This window comes from uncultured Halopseudomonas sp. (assembly GCF_963977355.1).
Classification (GTDB): domain Bacteria; phylum Pseudomonadota; class Gammaproteobacteria; order Pseudomonadales; family Pseudomonadaceae; genus Halopseudomonas.
Genome location: NZ_CAXBOV010000027.1, coordinates 1 through 16062, shown reverse-complemented (window position 1 = coordinate 16062; position 16062 = coordinate 1). Strand labels below are relative to the sequence as shown.

Here is a 16062-nt window from a genome sequence, read left to right as displayed (position 1 = left end):
CTTGAAAAAGAAAGGGCAGCTTAGCGCCAGCGAAAGAACATGACGTTCGCGGCCGGCTCCGGCTCAGGGAGTTCGACATCAGGCTCAAGCTCCAGTTCGGCACTCTGGTCCCCAGATTCCATTGTTAAAGCATCGTCCACCACCGTAACGCTATCATCAACGCTGTTATTGCTGTCGACCGGAGATAAGTCCGCATCACCTGGCAGGTTGCCCGGAGTTAATTCTGGGCCTGGTTCGGGTTCGGGTTCGGGTTTCGGTGCAGACATACGTCGCATACGTTGATCCAGAATGAGCAAGCGCTCCAACTGCTCTTCGGTCCCGGGAAAATCCAGGGCAAGGCGCACCTGGTCACCTTTAATGCTCAGGACACTGGGCGTCTGTTTACTTCCAACCTGTTGTAAGGTGCGTTGCAGGGCAGCGAACTCATCCAGATTATCTATGCCTTGAACAACAACCTCCCAGTTCGATACATCGCTGGTATTGGTAGGGGAGACCGCATACTGATCAAGCACCAGGTCCGCCACTTCGAGCATCAACTGATCTGCTGCTGCGGCTTTCGATTCCGCGGTTATCCGACCGTTTTCTGCCTGCTCATTGAGCCACCAGTTCCATGCGAGCACCGAACCTTCCGATGTATCCTCGATAGTCAAAGCAAGCACCGCGCTGGCATCATATCGTTCACTGGCCCGCTTGAGGGTGGGCCCATCCGCCTTTCGAATGGTCTCGATATCGACCAGAGTCCGATCCTCCAGGTCTGCCAATGGCAGGCTCAAGGCGACCGCTCGATATTCAGCAGCATCTTTGAGAGCAACCGCCCAGTCGCTCCCCTGGCCCAGTAGTTCGACATTGATCCCGCCACTTTCCAAAGCCCATAGCATTACCGAGGGACGGTTAGGTCCGAGCATGGGAAGACTCGCCTCCGTCAACAGGTTGCGAAGTGAGGCCGGCTCGAACTCGACTCGAAGACCACCGGCCTCAGTTCCGGCAATGCGCCGCATGAATTGCTGCGGGTCCTGCATCGCAGCCAACACCGCTTCACTGTCAACCGCTTCGCTACCCGCCTGTCGGGCGATCATCAATTCGAAGGCCTCGCGCATAGCCTGGCTGCGATCCAGCCCCTCCCGGGCAGGTATCTCGACCCGATAGAATCCTTCGAGGACTGCAGCTTGCGCAAGTGCCGAGAACCCCAGCGCCAACGCTATAAGCAGAAAAGACAACCTTCTTCGCACCTGATACATGGAGAGTTCTCGCCGAGCTGACAACATGAATAATGCGCATACATTAAACGCGCGTCGCCATGCCGGCAACCAAGGGAACCAACTGGCTGCCGGTATCGCTCGGCGAGCATGGTTCTCGGCCCGTCATGTTGCTAAACTAGCGGGCTTAAGTGCACCGGTTTCAAACAAAGCCGTTGCTGTTCCCCTTTCCAGTCGTCGAGATCCCAGAATGAGCAGCCAGACCCCTCCAAAGCCTTCCATCAGCTACAAGGACGCTGGCGTCGACATCGATGCCGGCAATGCGCTGATCGACCGGATCAAGCACGTCGCCAAACGGACCAGTCGTCCAGAAGTCATGGGTGGTCTCGGTGGTTTCGGTGCATTGTGTGAAATACCAGCGGGATATCGGCAGCCTGTACTGGTCTCGGGCACGGATGGGGTTGGCACCAAGCTGCGGTTAGCAATGGATCTGGCCAAGCATGACAGCATCGGAATCGATCTGGTGGCCATGTGTGTCAACGATCTGGTGGTCTGCGGCGCCGAACCACTATTTTTTCTCGACTATTACGCCACCGGCAAACTGAACATTGATATTGCCGCGGAAGTCGTAAGTGGTATTGGTGCCGGCTGCGAACTCGCCGGCTGCGCTCTGGTAGGTGGTGAGACGGCAGAGATGCCAGGCATGTACGAGGGTGAAGACTACGATCTGGCCGGTTTCTGCGTAGGCGTGGTTGAAAAATCGGAAATAATCGACGGCAGCCGCGTACAGGCTGGAGACGTCCTGCTTGCACTTCCCTCTTCAGGCCCGCACTCCAACGGTTACTCCCTGGTGCGCAAAATCATCGAGGTCGCCGGTGCAGACATCAGCCAGGTTCAGCTGGAAGGACAAAATCTGACCGAACTGCTGATGGCGCCAACGCGCATCTACGTGAAGCCCCTGTTGCAACTGATCAAACAGACCGGTGCGGTCAAGGCCATGGCGCACATCACTGGTGGCGGGTTGCTGGAAAATATCCCCCGCGTACTTCCGGCCAATACGGGTGCGCACATCGATCTGGACAGCTGGCAACGTCCGGCGGTTTTCAACTGGCTGCAGGAACAGGGCAATGTTGAAGAAAACGAAATGCACCGGGTTCTCAATTGCGGTGTCGGCATGGTCATTTGCGTAGGCTCCGAAGACGCTGAACGTGCCTTGCAGGTGTTGCAAGACGCTGGCGAAACGCCCTGGATTATTGGCAGCATCAACCAGCTCGCAGACGGTGCGGAGCCAGTCACTCTGCACCGCGGAGGTCAGTGAAACAGTGAGCTGCCGCATTCTGGTACTCATTTCAGGCTCAGGAACCAATCTGCAGGCGCTGATCGATAGCTTGAGGGCTCGTCCGACCGAGGGTCAGATCGTTGCGGTGGTATGTAACCGCCCTGGCGCCTTGGGCATTGAGAGGGCGCGCAATGCCAACATCCCTGCTGTCACACTGGACCACAAGGATTACCCTGATCGTGAAACCTATGATCAGGCGCTCATGGAGCAGATTGATCACTTCGAGCCTGATCTGATTCTTCTGGCCGGCTTCATGAGGATCCTGACTGAAAAGTTTGTTTCGCACTACCGTGGTCTTTTATTGAACATTCACCCATCTCTGTTGCCCAAGCACAAAGGTCTGCACACGCATCAGCGGGTGCTGGACGCTGGCGAAGGCGAACATGGCAGTACAGTGCATTTTGTCACGCTGGAACTCGATGGCGGCCCCCTGATAGTTCGGGCCAGAATTCCTGTACTTGCTGGCGATACGCCCGCCTCGCTTGCAGCCCGGGTACAAGAACAAGAGCATCACCTTTATCCATTGGCGATGCACTGGTTCGTCCAGGGACGCCTGCGACTCATCGACGATCAGGCTTGTCTCGACGGATCAGTGATTCCACCTGAAGGCCTAAAACTTGAAGATTTCAATAACGACCTGCGAGAAGATTCCTATGCCTCATAGCACGTCGCAACACCGCTTGGTAAGCCATGCCATGCGCTGGCTGGTCATTGCCGGATTGAGCCTTGGCTCAGCCGCACTCTCCGCCGCGGAGCTCGTACCGTTCACCGCCAGTTACGCTGCCGACATGAAGCGAATCCCGGTTAATGGCGAAGCCATTCACACCCTTGAACACAATACTGACGGAACCTGGAACCTCAGCTTCACAGCCGGCATGTTTGTCGCCAGATTGTCTGAAAGCAGCACCCTTAAACTCGAAGAGGACCGCTTGGTGCCGCTCAGCTATCACTACGAGCGTAAAGGTCTGGGTCGCAGCCGCGAGACGACCCAAGTCTTCGACTGGGAAAACCAGGTGGTTACCGGCGAGCACAAGGGAGAAAGCTTCACCCTGCCCACCGAGCCCGGTTTACTCGACAAGACAACCTATCAGTTGGCACTACAGCGGGATCTGATGGACGGACGCACAGAAATGACCTATCGCGTCGTAGACGGTGACGATATCGATGAATATCAATTCAGGGTCGTTGGTGAGGAGCGAGTCACAACCCGTGCAGGGCAGTTTGATGCGATCGAGGTCGAACGGGTTCGCGAAGCTGATTCCAAGCGCCAAACTACCCTGTGGTTCGCCAAGGACTGGAACTTTCTGCTTGTGCGCTTGAGTCAGATCGAAACGGACGGCCAGCACTATCGAATCATGCTCAAGGAAGCAACGGTCAATGGCCAGCCGGTCGTGGGTTCACCCGTACTCGAGGAGTAATCAGGCCGCTCTCTTCTCAGAAGAATCCACAAAAAAACCGCGGGGCCGTAAAGCCGCCGCGGTTTTTTATGGCCTGTCGCAGCTTACTTCTGAGTGAAGCGCTCACCCGCTGCAGCCCGGCGAACCAAACCTTCAGCCGGTTTCCAGAAATCACCCTGACGGGCCTCAAGCTCGCGAATCTGCTTGAGCACTTCATCCAGACCCAGGCTGTCGGCATAGCTCATCGGTCCACCACGCTCCGCGGGGAAGCCATAGCCGTAGAGATAAACGCGGTCAATATCCTCAGCCGACTCTGCATAGCCTTCGTCGAGAATTCGGGCGCCTTCATTTACCAGGGCCAGGATGCAACGCTGAACGATTTCGTCAGCACCTACATCGCGCTGGGTATAACCAGCCTCTTCAGCCACTTCGCGGGCCAGCATGTCGGTTTCTGGATCATGGATCGCCTGACGGCTACCGGGTTCGTACTTGTAGAATCCATGGCCGCTCTTTTGTCCGAAACGCTCCATTTCACACAGCTTGTTATCCAGCCATACGATCGGCTCACCGCGGCCGATGCCGGCCAACTGACGTGAGCGCCAGCCCAGATCGATTCCGACCACGTCGTACATGCGGTATGGACCCATGGCCATCCCGAAGCCCTGCAGTGCCTGATCCACTTCCCATGGAGTAGAGCCTTCCAGTACAACTTCACGCGACTGGCGCGAGTATTTCTCGAGCATGCGGTTGCCAATAAAACCATGGCAATTGCCAGCAAGAACCGCCTGCTTGCCGATCTTCTTGCCTACTTGCAGACAGGCATCCATGACGTCCTGGGCGGTAGCTTTGCCACGAACGACTTCCAGAAGCTTCATGATGTGGGCGGGGCTGAAGAAATGCAGACCCAGCACCTGAGTCGGGCGCTGCGTTGCCGAAGCAATTTCGTCAATATCCAGATAGGAGGTGTTTGTCGCCAGCGTGGCGGATGCTTTCACCGCCTTGTCGAGTTCAGCAAAGATCTTTTTCTTCAGATCCATGTTTTCGTAGACCGCTTCAACAACCAGATCCATGTCCTGCAGATCAGCGTATTCCTGAGTAGTGCTGATACGACCAAGACGCGCCTGGGCCTCAGCGTCATCAAAACGCTCCTGGGCAACAGAGCGCTTGTAGACGCTGGCAATATCCACAAGACCTTTTTCCAGCATCTCTCCATTGACGTCGAGCCAGGTGACGGGATAGCCAGCGTTGACGAAATTCATGACGATACCGCGGCCCATGGTGCCGGCACCGATTACACCTACCTTTCTGATTTCTTCAAAAGAAGCCATCGCAGCATACCTCCTGGTCGAGTTGGGAATTGCGACCGCGGTCAAAAGAAAAGGATGACCGCAGCGTCTTTAAATCAAGGACCGATACATTACGCAAAAGTACGCCGGATTTGAAACAAATAAGCTGGATTAGTGCTATTCACACTATGAATAAATTAAGAGCCTACCAGCAGCGGCTTGCCGCCCTCAAACCACATCAGGCGGCATAACTTCCCATTCAGGCTCCTCGAACTCACCTATTACAGTGATCTCACAGTTTCTCGCATGCTTCTCGAGAATAGACCGGACCAGTTCGTCACGGCCATCATCCTTTGCATCCCGTGCAGACTTGGACTCCCAACTGGCAATGGCCAGAAGCACGTCCGGCTCCCCAATCTTGCGATGCAGTCGTGTGCCCAGTGCCCCAGGTGTTTGCTGAATCACCTCACTGGCCTGGACCCAGGCATCGGCGTATTCATCGACCGTGTAACCAGGCTTCATACGCACTTCGAAAATGAATTTCATCACAGCCTCTCCCACTCATCAAAGCCGTTTCAGGGCAGATCGGTGACTGCTCCTATGGATGCGCTGGTAACCGTGCGCGCATACTTGGCCAGCAATCCGCGCTTGTACTTGGGCTCCGGTGGCTGCCAACGGGACCTGCGCTCCTGCATGTGCGCTTCACTAACATGCAGATCAATAGTATTGGCGTCGGCGTCGATGGTTATCTGATCTCCGTCTTCAATCAGTGCTATCGGTCCTCCGTCAGCGGCCTCCGGCGCGACATGGCCGACCACGAAACCGTGACTGCCGCCCGAGAACCGACCATCGGTAATCAGCGCAACATCACTCCCCAGTCCTCGACCCATGATGGCTGATGTCGGTGATAACATCTCACGCATTCCGGGGCCACCCTTGGGTCCCTCGTAGCGAATAACCACCACATCTCCAGCGACGACTGTGCCGCCGATAATGCTCGCCTGGGCATCTTCTTCCGAATGGAATACTCGGGCCCGACCGCTGAAGCGCGTACCTTCCTTGCCGGTTATCTTGGCAACCGCACCGTCTGGTGCGAGATTGCCGTACAGAATACGCAGGTGGCTGTCGGCTTTGATCGGGCTCTCCAGGGCGCGAATGATGTCCTGTTCCTGGGGATAGGGCGTCACGTTCAGGAGGTTTTCCGCCAGGGTAGCGCCGGTTACGGTCATGCATTCACCGTGTAACAATCCGGCGTCAAGCAGCATCTTCATAAGGGGTTGAATGCCACCGATGGCGACCAACTCGGACATCATGTACCGACCGCTGGGCCGGAGATCCGCAAGAACAGGGACCCTTTGGCCGATCCGCGAAAAATCCTGAAGCGTCAGTTCAACATCGACCGTACTGGCCATTGCCAGCAAATGCAGAACCGCATTGGTCGAACCACCCAGCGCAATAACCACGGTAATCGCATTTTCGAACGCCTCGCGGGTCATGATATCGCTAGGCTTCAGATCCAGCTCCAGGAGGTTAAGGACTGCTGCACCCGCCGCTCGACAATCTTCCAGCTTGCTCTGCGAGGTGGCGTTCTGCGCCGAGCTGCCGGGGAGACTCATGCCCATAGCCTCGATAGCCGAGGCCATGGTGTTGGCGGTATACATTCCGCCACAGGATCCCGGGCCAGGGATGGCTGTTTCCTCAATCTGCTTGAGCTCAATCAGATCCATATCGCCTTTTGCACAAGCGCCAACCGCCTCGAACACCGAAATGATATCGGTGTGCCCTGCCCCAGGCAGAATGGTCCCGCCATAGACAAAAACCGAAGGGCGGTTCAACCGAGCCATGCCCATGACGCAGCCGGGCATGTTCTTGTCACAGCCGCCAATGGTGACCAGCCCGTCGAAGCCCTGGCAACCGGTCACGGCCTCGATCGAGTCGGCAATCACCTCACGGGAAACCAGCGAATACTTCATACCCTCGGTACCGTTGGCAATGCCGTCGGAAATCGTGATGGTATTGAATATAACGCTCTTGCCGCCCGCCGCATCGACGCCCTGCCCAGCGACTTCAGCCAGTCGATTGATATGCATGTTGCACGGCGTGACCATGCTCCACGTAGAGGCTATCCCCACCTGCGGTTTCTCAAAGTCTGCGCTCTCGAAGCCGACCGCTCTCAACATAGCGCGCCCGGGTGCCTTTCCCGTCCCGTCGACCACTTGCGAAGAATATCGGCGCCTCTTGTCCTGGGTCATGTTCTTCTCCTTCCGCTTCATATGAATATGCTGTTCCGCCAGCCTAGCACTCTTGTGTACGACAGAGCTTCAGGCGCGGACTGAAAACCGCAAGCATTGGAAACGATTGTCCATCTACCGCATCAAACACTGGGCACTATATGATGACGTCAATATCTTAAAGCCAACCAAACCAAACTGATTGGAGGTCTCAATGAATACGCGCAGTCTGCTGGACCAGTTGCTCAATGCCGGGAAGGATATGATGCAAAATCAGGGCAGCGGCAACACACAACCACAATCGCGCTCTGGGGGCAGCTCTCCCTTGGGCGGACTGCTGGGCAGTGTCGGCGGTGGCGCGCTGGGTGGCGGTGCGATGAGCCTGCTGATGGGTAGCAAAAAAGCTCGCAAAATGGGTGGCAAGGTTGCCGTCTATGGCGGCCTCGCAGCTCTCGGAGTCGTCGCATACAAGGCCTACAGCAACTGGCAGAGCCAGGCCCAGGGCAACGTAAGCCCAGGTCAGCCACAAACAATAGATCGCGTACCGCCCGCGCAGATAGAGCAACACAGCCAGGCAATCTTGCGCGCTGTCATCGGTGCCGCCAAGGCCGACGGACATATCGATGAACGTGAGCGTGTATTGATTGATGGTGAGGTCGAGAGAATCACTGACGACTCCGAACTCAAGCGATGGTTCGACCAGGAGCTGGCCAAGCCTCTCGATCCCGCTGACGTAGCCCGATCCGCGGCAACGCCGGAGATCGCTGCGGAAATGTATCTGGCCAGTCTGGTCATGGTTGATGACCAAAACTTCATGGAGCGCAGCTACATGGAAGAACTGGCTCGCCAGCTTAAACTGGATCCGGCATTGAAGGCCGAACTGGAAGCCCAGGCCGCCAACAGCATCGGCTGACTCCACGCAGCTCATCAACCCATGAAGCGATACGCTTCATGCTGCTCCAACCGAGTATCGATCATGAAGCGGGGAAATACTTGCGCGTCCTGTTGGCAATACGCACCAGCATGAGCATGACCGGCACCTCAACCAACACACCCACCACCGTGGCCAATGCGGCGCCAGACTGGAGCCCGAACAGCCCAATGGCCACAGCCACTGCCAGCTCGAAAAAGTTGCTTGCACCAATCAAGCCCGCCGGGGCTGCCACGCTATGCGGCACGTTCCAGGTTCTGGCCCAGCCGTAAGCGATAAAAAAGATCAGAAACGTCTGGATAGTCAGGGGGATGGCTATCAACAGAATATGTAACGGATTATCGATAATCACATCCCCCTGGAATGCAAACAGCAGAACCAAGGTGATGATCAGTCCGGTCGGCGTTATTGGAGCGATACGCTTCATGAAGATGGTATCGAACCATTCAAGACCACGACGCTTGATCAAAGCGCGACGAGTGACGTATCCGCAGCCCAGGGGTATGACTATATAAAGCACCACCGACAGAACAACCGTATCCCAGGGCACCTGAATATTCGATACATCCAGCAGAAAAACCACGATAGGCGCAAAGGCTACCAGCATGATCAGATCATTGAGGGCGACCTGCACCAGAGTGTAGGCGGCGTCCCCGCGGGTCAGATAGCTCCACACGAACACCATCGCAGTGCAGGGTGCGGCACCCAGCAGGATGGCCCCCGCCAGATACTCCCGGGCTTTCTCGGCAGGGATCAGCGGGGCAAACACGATCATCAGAAAAAACCAGGCGATGAAAAACATGCTGAACGGCTTGATCAGCCAGTTGACCGTGGTCGTGATCACCAGGCCCTTTGGCTGCCGACGTACACCGAGGAGCGAGTTGAAATCGATCTGCAGCATCATTGGGAAAATCATTGCCCAGATCAGCAGCGCGACCGGGATCGACACCTGTGCATACTCAAAGCGCGAGAGCGTTTCTGGCAGGACAGGCAAAAATTGCCCAAGCAGAATGCCCAGAACTATTGCAAAAGCCACCCAGACGGACAGAAAGCGTTCGAAAAGCCCCATGCCCTCAGACGTCGTTGGAACCAAAGAGTCCTTATCCGTACTCATGTTTCAGCTCCAATGCCAATGAATTTGCTTGTCTATGGTTATTCCCCAAGGGTGTCTTACTGAATCAAGCCAGACTTAATAGAGGTTTCAACTTTCGAGAAACCGCAAACCCCATAACCTTCTGGCGCCCTTGAGTTGTAAGGGTACGCTCAAACTCCAGTCAGAGGGACATCAATACTGCCCCGTGTTGCTTTGAAGTATGGGCATACCCTGTGAGCGAAAACGTGCAAAAACTGATAGTTTAGCGCGCCAATAGTCTCAACGAATTGGTAAGCACTGCGCAGGCATCTTCGCCCTGGTTGGACTTGTCATTCTTCTGTCGTTCCCCGAGGTACCATGCCTTTTCTAATCGCCGTTACCCTTTTATGGGCCCTGTCGTTCAGTCTGATTGGCGAGTATCTGGCCGGTCAGGTCGACAGCTATTTTTCAGTACTGACACGCACCGCATTAGCCAGCCTGTTATTTCTACCCCTGCTGCGACTGCGTGCCTTACGGCTTCCCATAGTTGGAGGGTTGCTACTGATTGGCGCGTTGCAGTTCGGTGTTACCTATATCTGCCTCTACCTGTCTTTCGAGTACATCTCGGTGCCGGAAGTACTGCTGTTCACCATTTTTACGCCACTGCACATTGCCCTGGTGGATAACCTGATACGTCGGCGCTTTAGTCTGGGTCCGCTGATTGCAGCGAGCATCGCTGTGGTCGGCGCCGGCATCATTCGTTATGACGGACTGAGCGACAGCTTTATTCGCGGCTTTCTGATCATGCAACTGGCCAACCTGACCTTCGCAGCGGGTCAGGTGGGGTATGCGCACCTGGCACGTCGCTATCAAATGACGCCACGCATTCAGTGGCAGAGTTTCGGCTTGTTTTTTATCGGTGCTTTTATGGTAGTGCTGCCAGCCTGGCTGTTACTCGGGGACCACAGCCGCATGCCGCATACCAGCTTGCAGTGGGGCGTACTTGCCTGGCTCGGGATTGCTGCTTCAGGATTGGGATTTTTCTTCTGGAATCGCGGCGCAGCGCAGGTTGATGCCGGTACTCTGGGAGTAATGAACAACGCACTGGTACCAGCCGGATTAGTCGTCAATCTGGTCATCTGGAATCACGATGCGGACTTGTTACGCCTAGCTGCCGGCTCAGTGGTGATCGCGCTATCGCTTTGGGTCAACGCGCGCTGGGACGCCTGGCGTGGCGTCCCGATCAAGGTATGAGGGGCTTGCTATATGGCAGTCGCCGAGAAGGTGTCGCAGGCGACAATCTGACCCGACTCGAAGCCCCGCTTGAACCATTTCACACGCTGTGCAGAGCTGCCATGTGTGAAGCTGTCGGGCACCACATCCCGTCCCGCCTGGCGTTGCAAGCGATCGTCGCCGATGGCTGAGGCTGCAGTCAATGCTTCCTCCAGGTCATCGGGGTCAAGCAACTGTCGCTGACGGTTAGCCACATGGCCCCAGATACCGGCAAAACAATCAGCCTGCAATTCCTGTCGCACCGAAAGCGCGTTGACGACAGACTGTGGTTCACCGGCGCCAGCCTGTCGGACTTTCTGGTTGATGCCGAGTAGATTCTGCACGTGATGTCCCACCTCGTGAGCAATAACGTAGGCCTGCGCAAAATCGCCGGGAGCACCCAGGTTCTGCCGCATGTCGTTGAAGAACGCGAGATCGAGATAGACCTGATTGTCACCTGGACAGTAAAACGGTCCAACAGCTGAACTGGCGGTACCGCAGGCGGAATTCACGCGATTGGAAAAAAGCACCAGACGGGGCTCTTGATAGGTTTTACCAGCAGCGCTGAACAGGGCGTTCCATGTCGTTTCAGTATCCGCCAATACCACCGAGACGAATTGCGCCAACTCCTGCTCCTGCGGACTGAATTCACGCGGGCTTTGACTGACACTCTGGCTGCTGGACCCCAGCAGCGCGGGCAACACGTCGATGCCCAGCATTTTTGCGCCGAAGATAGCCACCACGCCGAGGACAAGGACAATACGCCCAATCTTGCTACGCAGCATCATCGGCAGAAAGCGCACCAACAATAGACCCGCACCGCCGCCACTGGCGCGCTGGATACTTTGACCGCGGCGATCTTCCACATTATTACTCTGTCTTCTGCCGCGCCAATCCATTGCTGTTCTCCTAGTGCTATTGTCCTGGTCGATATTTGCCTGCAGAGCTCAGGATCCGGGCAAAGGAAGCAACTATACACCCGCTCTGATGTGCCTATATCACAACATCTCTGTGAGGAACTTCGGTTGCGAATTCACATTTCCAGAAGCCAGAAAGCAAAAACCCCCGAAAACGTAACGTCATCAGGGGTTTAGCTAAGCTGTATGGCGGAGAGAGAGTCCGTCCAGCACCGCTAACAGCCAGTCTCAACAGTGATCCTCCGCAACCAACTGAACACCACTATAAGCCAGTAAATACGGGGAATTTATACTATCTGGCACTGCTTGATATATCACTGACTAACACCTATTATCAGGGCTCTTAGTGTCTACCAAGGTGTCTACCAGTGTCTACCAAGAGAATCAAAGCCGATACCGCCCGCGGAGTCTCCGCCCTGCTGAAAGAAGGCAAACCAGGCCAGCACGCGGTCGGCAATGGCTTGTACTTGAAGGTATCGGCACCCGGCATAGGCTCATGGTTTTTCCGCTACAAGATCGGCGGCAAGACCCGGCGCATGGGACTGGGAAAAGCCGGCACCGCCAACGCTTCCAACAAAGACCCTCTGACATTGGCCGAGGCCAGCAAGGCGGCGATGGAACCACGCACACACCTAAGCAATGGTTTGGACCCCCTGGAGCATCGCAACGAACTACAGCGCCAAAAGGAGACTGCCAGCGCCACGTTCGATAGCTTGGCTGCTGACTATATTGCCGCGCATCGAGTAGGCTGGAAAAACGCAAAGCATGCCCAGCAATGGGAAAACACGCTCAAAACATACGCCAGCCCGGTGATTGGCAAGCTATCGCCCGGCAGCATCACGACTGCGCACGTTCTGGAAGTGCTCAACAAAGAAGACTTTTGGGCCGAGAAGCCCGAGACCGCCAGCCGAGTACGCAACCGCATTGAACTGGTGCTGGATGCCGCCAAAGCCAAAGGGCTGAGAGAGGGAGAGAACCCCGCACGCTGGCGCGGGCATCTGGACAAGTTGCTGCCACGGCGAGAAAAGGTCCAAGCAGTCAAGCACCATACCGCCCTGCCCCATTCTGAGTTACCCGCTTTCATGGCGCTGCTGGCAGATGCCGAAGACACCACAGCCAAAGCCATGCAAATGACCATCCTGACAGCCTGCCGTACCAGTGAGGTGTTGAACGCAACCTGGGATGAAATCAACATGAGCGCGAAGACGTGGACAATCCCTGCCGCACGCATGAAGGCCCGCAAAGAACACCGGGCACCGCTTACTGATCCAGTCATCGCCCTGCTGGAGTCACTGCCCCGCATCGAGGGCAACCCCTATATTTTTGCCGGTGCGCGCCAAGGCAGACCGCTTTCCAATATGGCTATGCTGATGGGGCTTCGCCGCATTGAACGGGGCGATCTGACTATGCACGGCTTCCGCTCCACCTTCCGCGACTGGGCCGGCGAGTGTACACCGCACCCCCGCGACGTTTGCGAGCAGGCACTAGCCCATAGCCTGGGCAACGCAGTTGAAGCAGCTTACAGACGGGGCGACCTTTTCGAGAAGCGCCGCGCCCTGATGGCGGACTGGGCGCACTACATCACCACCGCGCCAACAGAGAAGGTAATTCGCGGGGATTTTTCAAAGAAATCAGGATGACCAGCCCCTTAGTTTGAATCGGCTTAGTTACTTAAAGAGGGGGTCTTTGACTCATCAAGGCGATTTTCGTCACCACCTACGTTCTTTTCGGATGCGCCATTGACTCGGACGCTGTAATGGGGCCATATAATCGGTACTGCCACTCCATTCCGAGAAATCAAAGGAAATCAATGAAATTATTTTTGCTAATTCCGGTGCTGTTTCCGCTTGCAGTCTTGGCAACAGAGGCGCCACCCAACCCGTCAGGCCCAAACCCCATGCAATTTACAGGTAGTGTTGTCACGGTTGTATTTGATGACTCTCAAGGAGAAATCGGGCCTCCTGGCAAGGTTGAATATACTGCTTTGGTTCTTGATGAGTCGTTGACCGTTCAAACTGACCTTGGCTATATGGTCACTACTGATCGGGTACAGTTTGGCTTAGACAATGGAGAAGTTTTGATGGACGGGGTCAGAGTGAAGCTCGATTGTGGTTTTGTAATGGGGGCTGAGACCGGCCACCATCACGAGCCGCTAATTTGCGGCAAAAGTAAAGTGACTGAGTTACGGTAGAGAGCAGCTCTTCGCGCTAGACCTCCTCCCTTCGCCCGCGAAGGCGGTCTTAGATTCGACGCCGCCGGCGCCAGTTTAGCTTACCGTCCAATGCTGGATTTACGCAGTGAAGGCTACTCATCGCGCTGGACCGTGCCATTAGCGCCTAACGCACCAGACGAACCACCAGGATCTGAAAAGGCCCACTAACCTCTCGAGTTTGACCAGTCTAGCCCGACGGGGCGAAGAGCGGATCACCTACCCGCCTGGCTGGTTGATTTAGTAGGTTGCCCGAGGAGGCGCAAGGATGGCTAGAGGTTTTACACTCAAGTTAGATGCCGGGCTTTATACGTTTGGAATGCCTACTGCCTTGGCGAGCCAACTTGTGGACGATGATGAAAGCCGCCTGGCTTCGCCGATCAGCGTAAAAGAAATGAGGGTGATTCCCGACGGTTTTCTGTTTGTCATAGACCCCAATTCTGGCCCGCCTTTCTATGAGCTCAAATACGAACCAGAAGATTTTGCCGAATTTCTAAAGGAGCTCGGTCAATCAGGCGTATCCAGATCGGCTTTGCTCTCGTTAGATACTGTCGGAGCCTCAAGCATATTCAAGACATTCTACGAATGGATGAATCACAAGCTGGCGGAACTGTTTGAGCGTGATATTAAAGCCGGCAAGCTGACATTTGAGGAAGCTCGAGAGCTACGGAAGGAGGTTTTTGATATACCGGCATTCGCTGATTTTTTCAAAGCAAGTTGGCTCGCCGGTGATATGCCGAAGGGAAAAAAAGGCAAGCGCCGGAGCTTCAATAGAAACGTTGAGGAGCTATACGCATTCGCCAGCCGCATTTACCGGGAAAATCAAGGTAAGTCTTGGGAGGACGCCTGCGGTGATGCCATAGAGCAAAATCCCGGTCTCGTGCCCGCGGGCTGGGCTGCTGATCCAGAAGGCAACCTCAAAAGAGAAGCTGCGCGCTACTGGGACAAATCAGAATACTCCCAACTTTCCTACCGCAAGGCTCGGGACATATAACCATTATTATCTGCCCCTGACCCGCTGCTTGCTCACTGTCAATCTGGCCATGCTAACAACCGACACCTAGGAGTCGCCCAGCATGTCTATGACCGCCGAAGCAGTAACAAACCAAACCCTAACCCGCCCCAAGCAGACCGCTGAACATTTCCAAATCAGCATCATGACCTTGCACCGCTGGCGCAAGCAGAAAGGTTTTCCCCAGCCACTCAAGCGCGGCGCGGTTGTTCTATACAACTGCCCCGCAATCAAAGCCTGGCTGAATGGGGAGTCCTGAAATGAAAAAAGCGACCCATTCCGAAGAACAAGGCCGCCCACACAGCGCCAATTCTACCACCAAACCGCCGAGCAAGATTGCACGCATCCTGGCGCACCTGCTGGCTGGAGGCAGTCTCAACCGCTTTGAAGCCGAGCGCCTGGGCGATCACTGCCTGAACACCACTATCTCCACACTGGCAAACCGTCACGATCTGGACTTTCAGCGCCAGCCAGAGCGCGTACCTAACAACTGGGGCACACCTTGCAACGTCCACCGCTACAGCTTGCCCCGCAGCCAGCACGAACGCGGCGCCCGCGTCCTGGGCTACCTGATGCGCCTCCGCCCTGCTAGGGAGGAATAGGACTATGCCCAACAATCACTACCTGCCCGCCGCCTGGCTAATCAGAACCGCGGCATGGCTACACGCCAGCGGAGTATTAACGGAAGCGGTGACGTTGTTTGCCGCGGTCTGCTTGGTATTAGGAGGACGCCTGCTATGAATGCCTATGCAAACCAACTCCGCGAAGCCATGCAATCCGTCTATGGCGCCTTTGATTGGGCGCTGATGCTAGACGGCCAGCTCCACCGGGGCACCGCACCAGGCGACCGGCCAGGCAGCAACAATCTGTGGTACGTCGTGTATACAGACGGTATTCCGTCTGGTGCTTTTGGAAGCTGGAAGATTGGCGACTACCACACTTGGAGCAGTCGGAGACCAACCGACAGCCGCGAAGCGAAGCACCTGCGCCAGCAAATGGAAGAGGCCCGACGCCAACGGGAAGCGGATATGCGCCAGCGCCAACAAGGGGCGGCGGAGTACGCACGCAGGCTCTGGCGTGACGCTCGCCGCGCTGATCCAGATCATCCATACCTGGCAGCCAAAGGAGTGCGCCCGCACGCTCTACGCCAACAGGGTGACGCCCTGCTGATACCCCTGACACATAACGGCGAACTGGTGA

At 55.9% G+C, this 16062-nt stretch carries 16 protein-coding genes and 1 pseudogene; 11 read left to right on the top strand and 6 right to left on the bottom strand.

Annotated features, from left to right (window positions below):
• Positions 1 to 20 precede the first annotated feature (20 nt).
• Positions 21 to 1217, bottom strand: a complete 1197-nt coding sequence (locus tag AAC076_RS14265; protein WP_339846860.1) for a DUF2066 domain-containing protein — start codon at positions 1215 to 1217, stop codon at positions 21 to 23.
• A gap of 229 nt (positions 1218 to 1446) precedes the next feature.
• On the opposite strand from AAC076_RS14265, the gene purM reads away from it, so the two are divergent.
• The 3 genes from purM to AAC076_RS14250 are packed head-to-tail and all read left to right on the top strand — an operon-like array spanning position 1447 to position 3953.
• Positions 1447 to 2514 carry a phosphoribosylformylglycinamidine cyclo-ligase gene (gene purM / locus AAC076_RS14260; protein ID WP_339846858.1) on the top strand — a complete coding sequence of 356 codons (1068 nt, stop codon included), beginning with the start codon at positions 1447 to 1449 and terminating at the stop codon, positions 2512 to 2514.
• 4 nt (positions 2515 to 2518) lie between these two features.
• On the top strand, positions 2519 to 3199 hold the full coding sequence (gene purN, locus AAC076_RS14255) for a phosphoribosylglycinamide formyltransferase (protein WP_339846856.1): 681 nt from the start codon (positions 2519 to 2521) through the stop codon (positions 3197 to 3199).
• Positions 3200 to 3230: 31 nt separating this feature from the next.
• On the top strand, positions 3231 to 3953 hold the full coding sequence (locus AAC076_RS14250; protein ID WP_339846992.1) for a DUF3108 domain-containing protein: 723 nt from the start codon (positions 3231 to 3233) through the stop codon (positions 3951 to 3953).
• Between the two features lie 83 nt (positions 3954 to 4036).
• Here AAC076_RS14250 and AAC076_RS14245 read toward each other — a convergent pair whose 3' ends face one another.
• From AAC076_RS14245 to ilvD, 3 genes are all read right to left on the bottom strand, one after another.
• Positions 4037 to 5260, bottom strand: a complete 1224-nt coding sequence (locus tag AAC076_RS14245; RefSeq protein ID WP_339846854.1) for a 3-hydroxyacyl-CoA dehydrogenase NAD-binding domain-containing protein — start codon at positions 5258 to 5260, stop codon at positions 4037 to 4039.
• Positions 5261 to 5446: 186 nt separating this feature from the next.
• The gene (locus AAC076_RS14240; protein ID WP_339846852.1) at positions 5447 to 5764 is read right to left on the bottom strand and encodes an antibiotic biosynthesis monooxygenase; all 318 of its coding nucleotides are present in this window, start codon (positions 5762 to 5764) and stop codon (positions 5447 to 5449) included.
• Positions 5765 to 5793: 29 nt separating this feature from the next.
• On the bottom strand, positions 5794 to 7470 hold the full coding sequence (gene ilvD / locus AAC076_RS14235; RefSeq protein ID WP_339846849.1) for a dihydroxy-acid dehydratase: 1677 nt from the start codon (positions 7468 to 7470) through the stop codon (positions 5794 to 5796).
• Between the two features lie 193 nt (positions 7471 to 7663).
• On the opposite strand from ilvD, the gene AAC076_RS14230 reads away from it, so the two are divergent.
• Positions 7664 to 8362, top strand: coding sequence for a tellurite resistance TerB family protein (locus AAC076_RS14230; protein ID WP_339846847.1), 699 nt, complete (start codon positions 7664 to 7666; stop codon positions 8360 to 8362).
• 61 nt (positions 8363 to 8423) lie between these two features.
• Here AAC076_RS14230 and arsB read toward each other — a convergent pair whose 3' ends face one another.
• Complete coding sequence (gene arsB / locus AAC076_RS14225) at positions 8424 to 9494, bottom strand: ACR3 family arsenite efflux transporter (protein WP_339846846.1); 1071 nt, start codon at positions 9492 to 9494, stop codon at positions 8424 to 8426.
• A gap of 336 nt (positions 9495 to 9830) precedes the next feature.
• Between arsB and AAC076_RS14220 the strand changes: the two genes are divergently transcribed.
• Complete coding sequence (locus AAC076_RS14220) at positions 9831 to 10706, top strand: EamA family transporter (RefSeq protein ID WP_339846844.1); 876 nt, start codon at positions 9831 to 9833, stop codon at positions 10704 to 10706.
• An 8-nt stretch (positions 10707 to 10714) separates the two neighbouring features.
• Here the strand turns inward: AAC076_RS14220 and AAC076_RS14215 are convergent, their stop codons facing one another.
• Positions 10715 to 11623, bottom strand: a complete 909-nt coding sequence (locus AAC076_RS14215; RefSeq protein WP_339846841.1) for a neutral zinc metallopeptidase — start codon at positions 11621 to 11623, stop codon at positions 10715 to 10717.
• A gap of 386 nt (positions 11624 to 12009) precedes the next feature.
• Between AAC076_RS14215 and AAC076_RS14210 the strand changes: the two genes are divergently transcribed.
• From AAC076_RS14210 to AAC076_RS14185, 6 genes and pseudogenes are all read left to right on the top strand, one after another.
• Positions 12010 to 13281 (top strand): integrase arm-type DNA-binding domain-containing protein, encoded by a 1272-nt coding sequence (locus AAC076_RS14210; protein ID WP_339846840.1) that lies wholly within the window; start codon positions 12010 to 12012, stop codon positions 13279 to 13281.
• 170 nt (positions 13282 to 13451) lie between these two features.
• On the top strand, positions 13452 to 13832 hold the full coding sequence (locus AAC076_RS14205; protein ID WP_339846837.1) for a hypothetical protein: 381 nt from the start codon (positions 13452 to 13454) through the stop codon (positions 13830 to 13832).
• A 286-nt stretch (positions 13833 to 14118) separates the two neighbouring features.
• Positions 14119 to 14844, top strand: a complete 726-nt coding sequence (locus AAC076_RS14200) for a hypothetical protein (protein ID WP_339846834.1) — start codon at positions 14119 to 14121, stop codon at positions 14842 to 14844.
• A gap of 82 nt (positions 14845 to 14926) precedes the next feature.
• Complete coding sequence (locus AAC076_RS14195; RefSeq protein ID WP_339846832.1) at positions 14927 to 15121, top strand: hypothetical protein; 195 nt, start codon at positions 14927 to 14929, stop codon at positions 15119 to 15121.
• A 1-nt stretch (position 15122) separates the two neighbouring features.
• Positions 15123 to 15464, top strand: coding sequence for a hypothetical protein (locus tag AAC076_RS14190; protein WP_339846831.1), 342 nt, complete (start codon positions 15123 to 15125; stop codon positions 15462 to 15464).
• Between the two features lie 135 nt (positions 15465 to 15599).
• A pseudogene (locus tag AAC076_RS14185) lies at positions 15600 to 16062 on the top strand (topoisomerase); the annotation flags it as partial.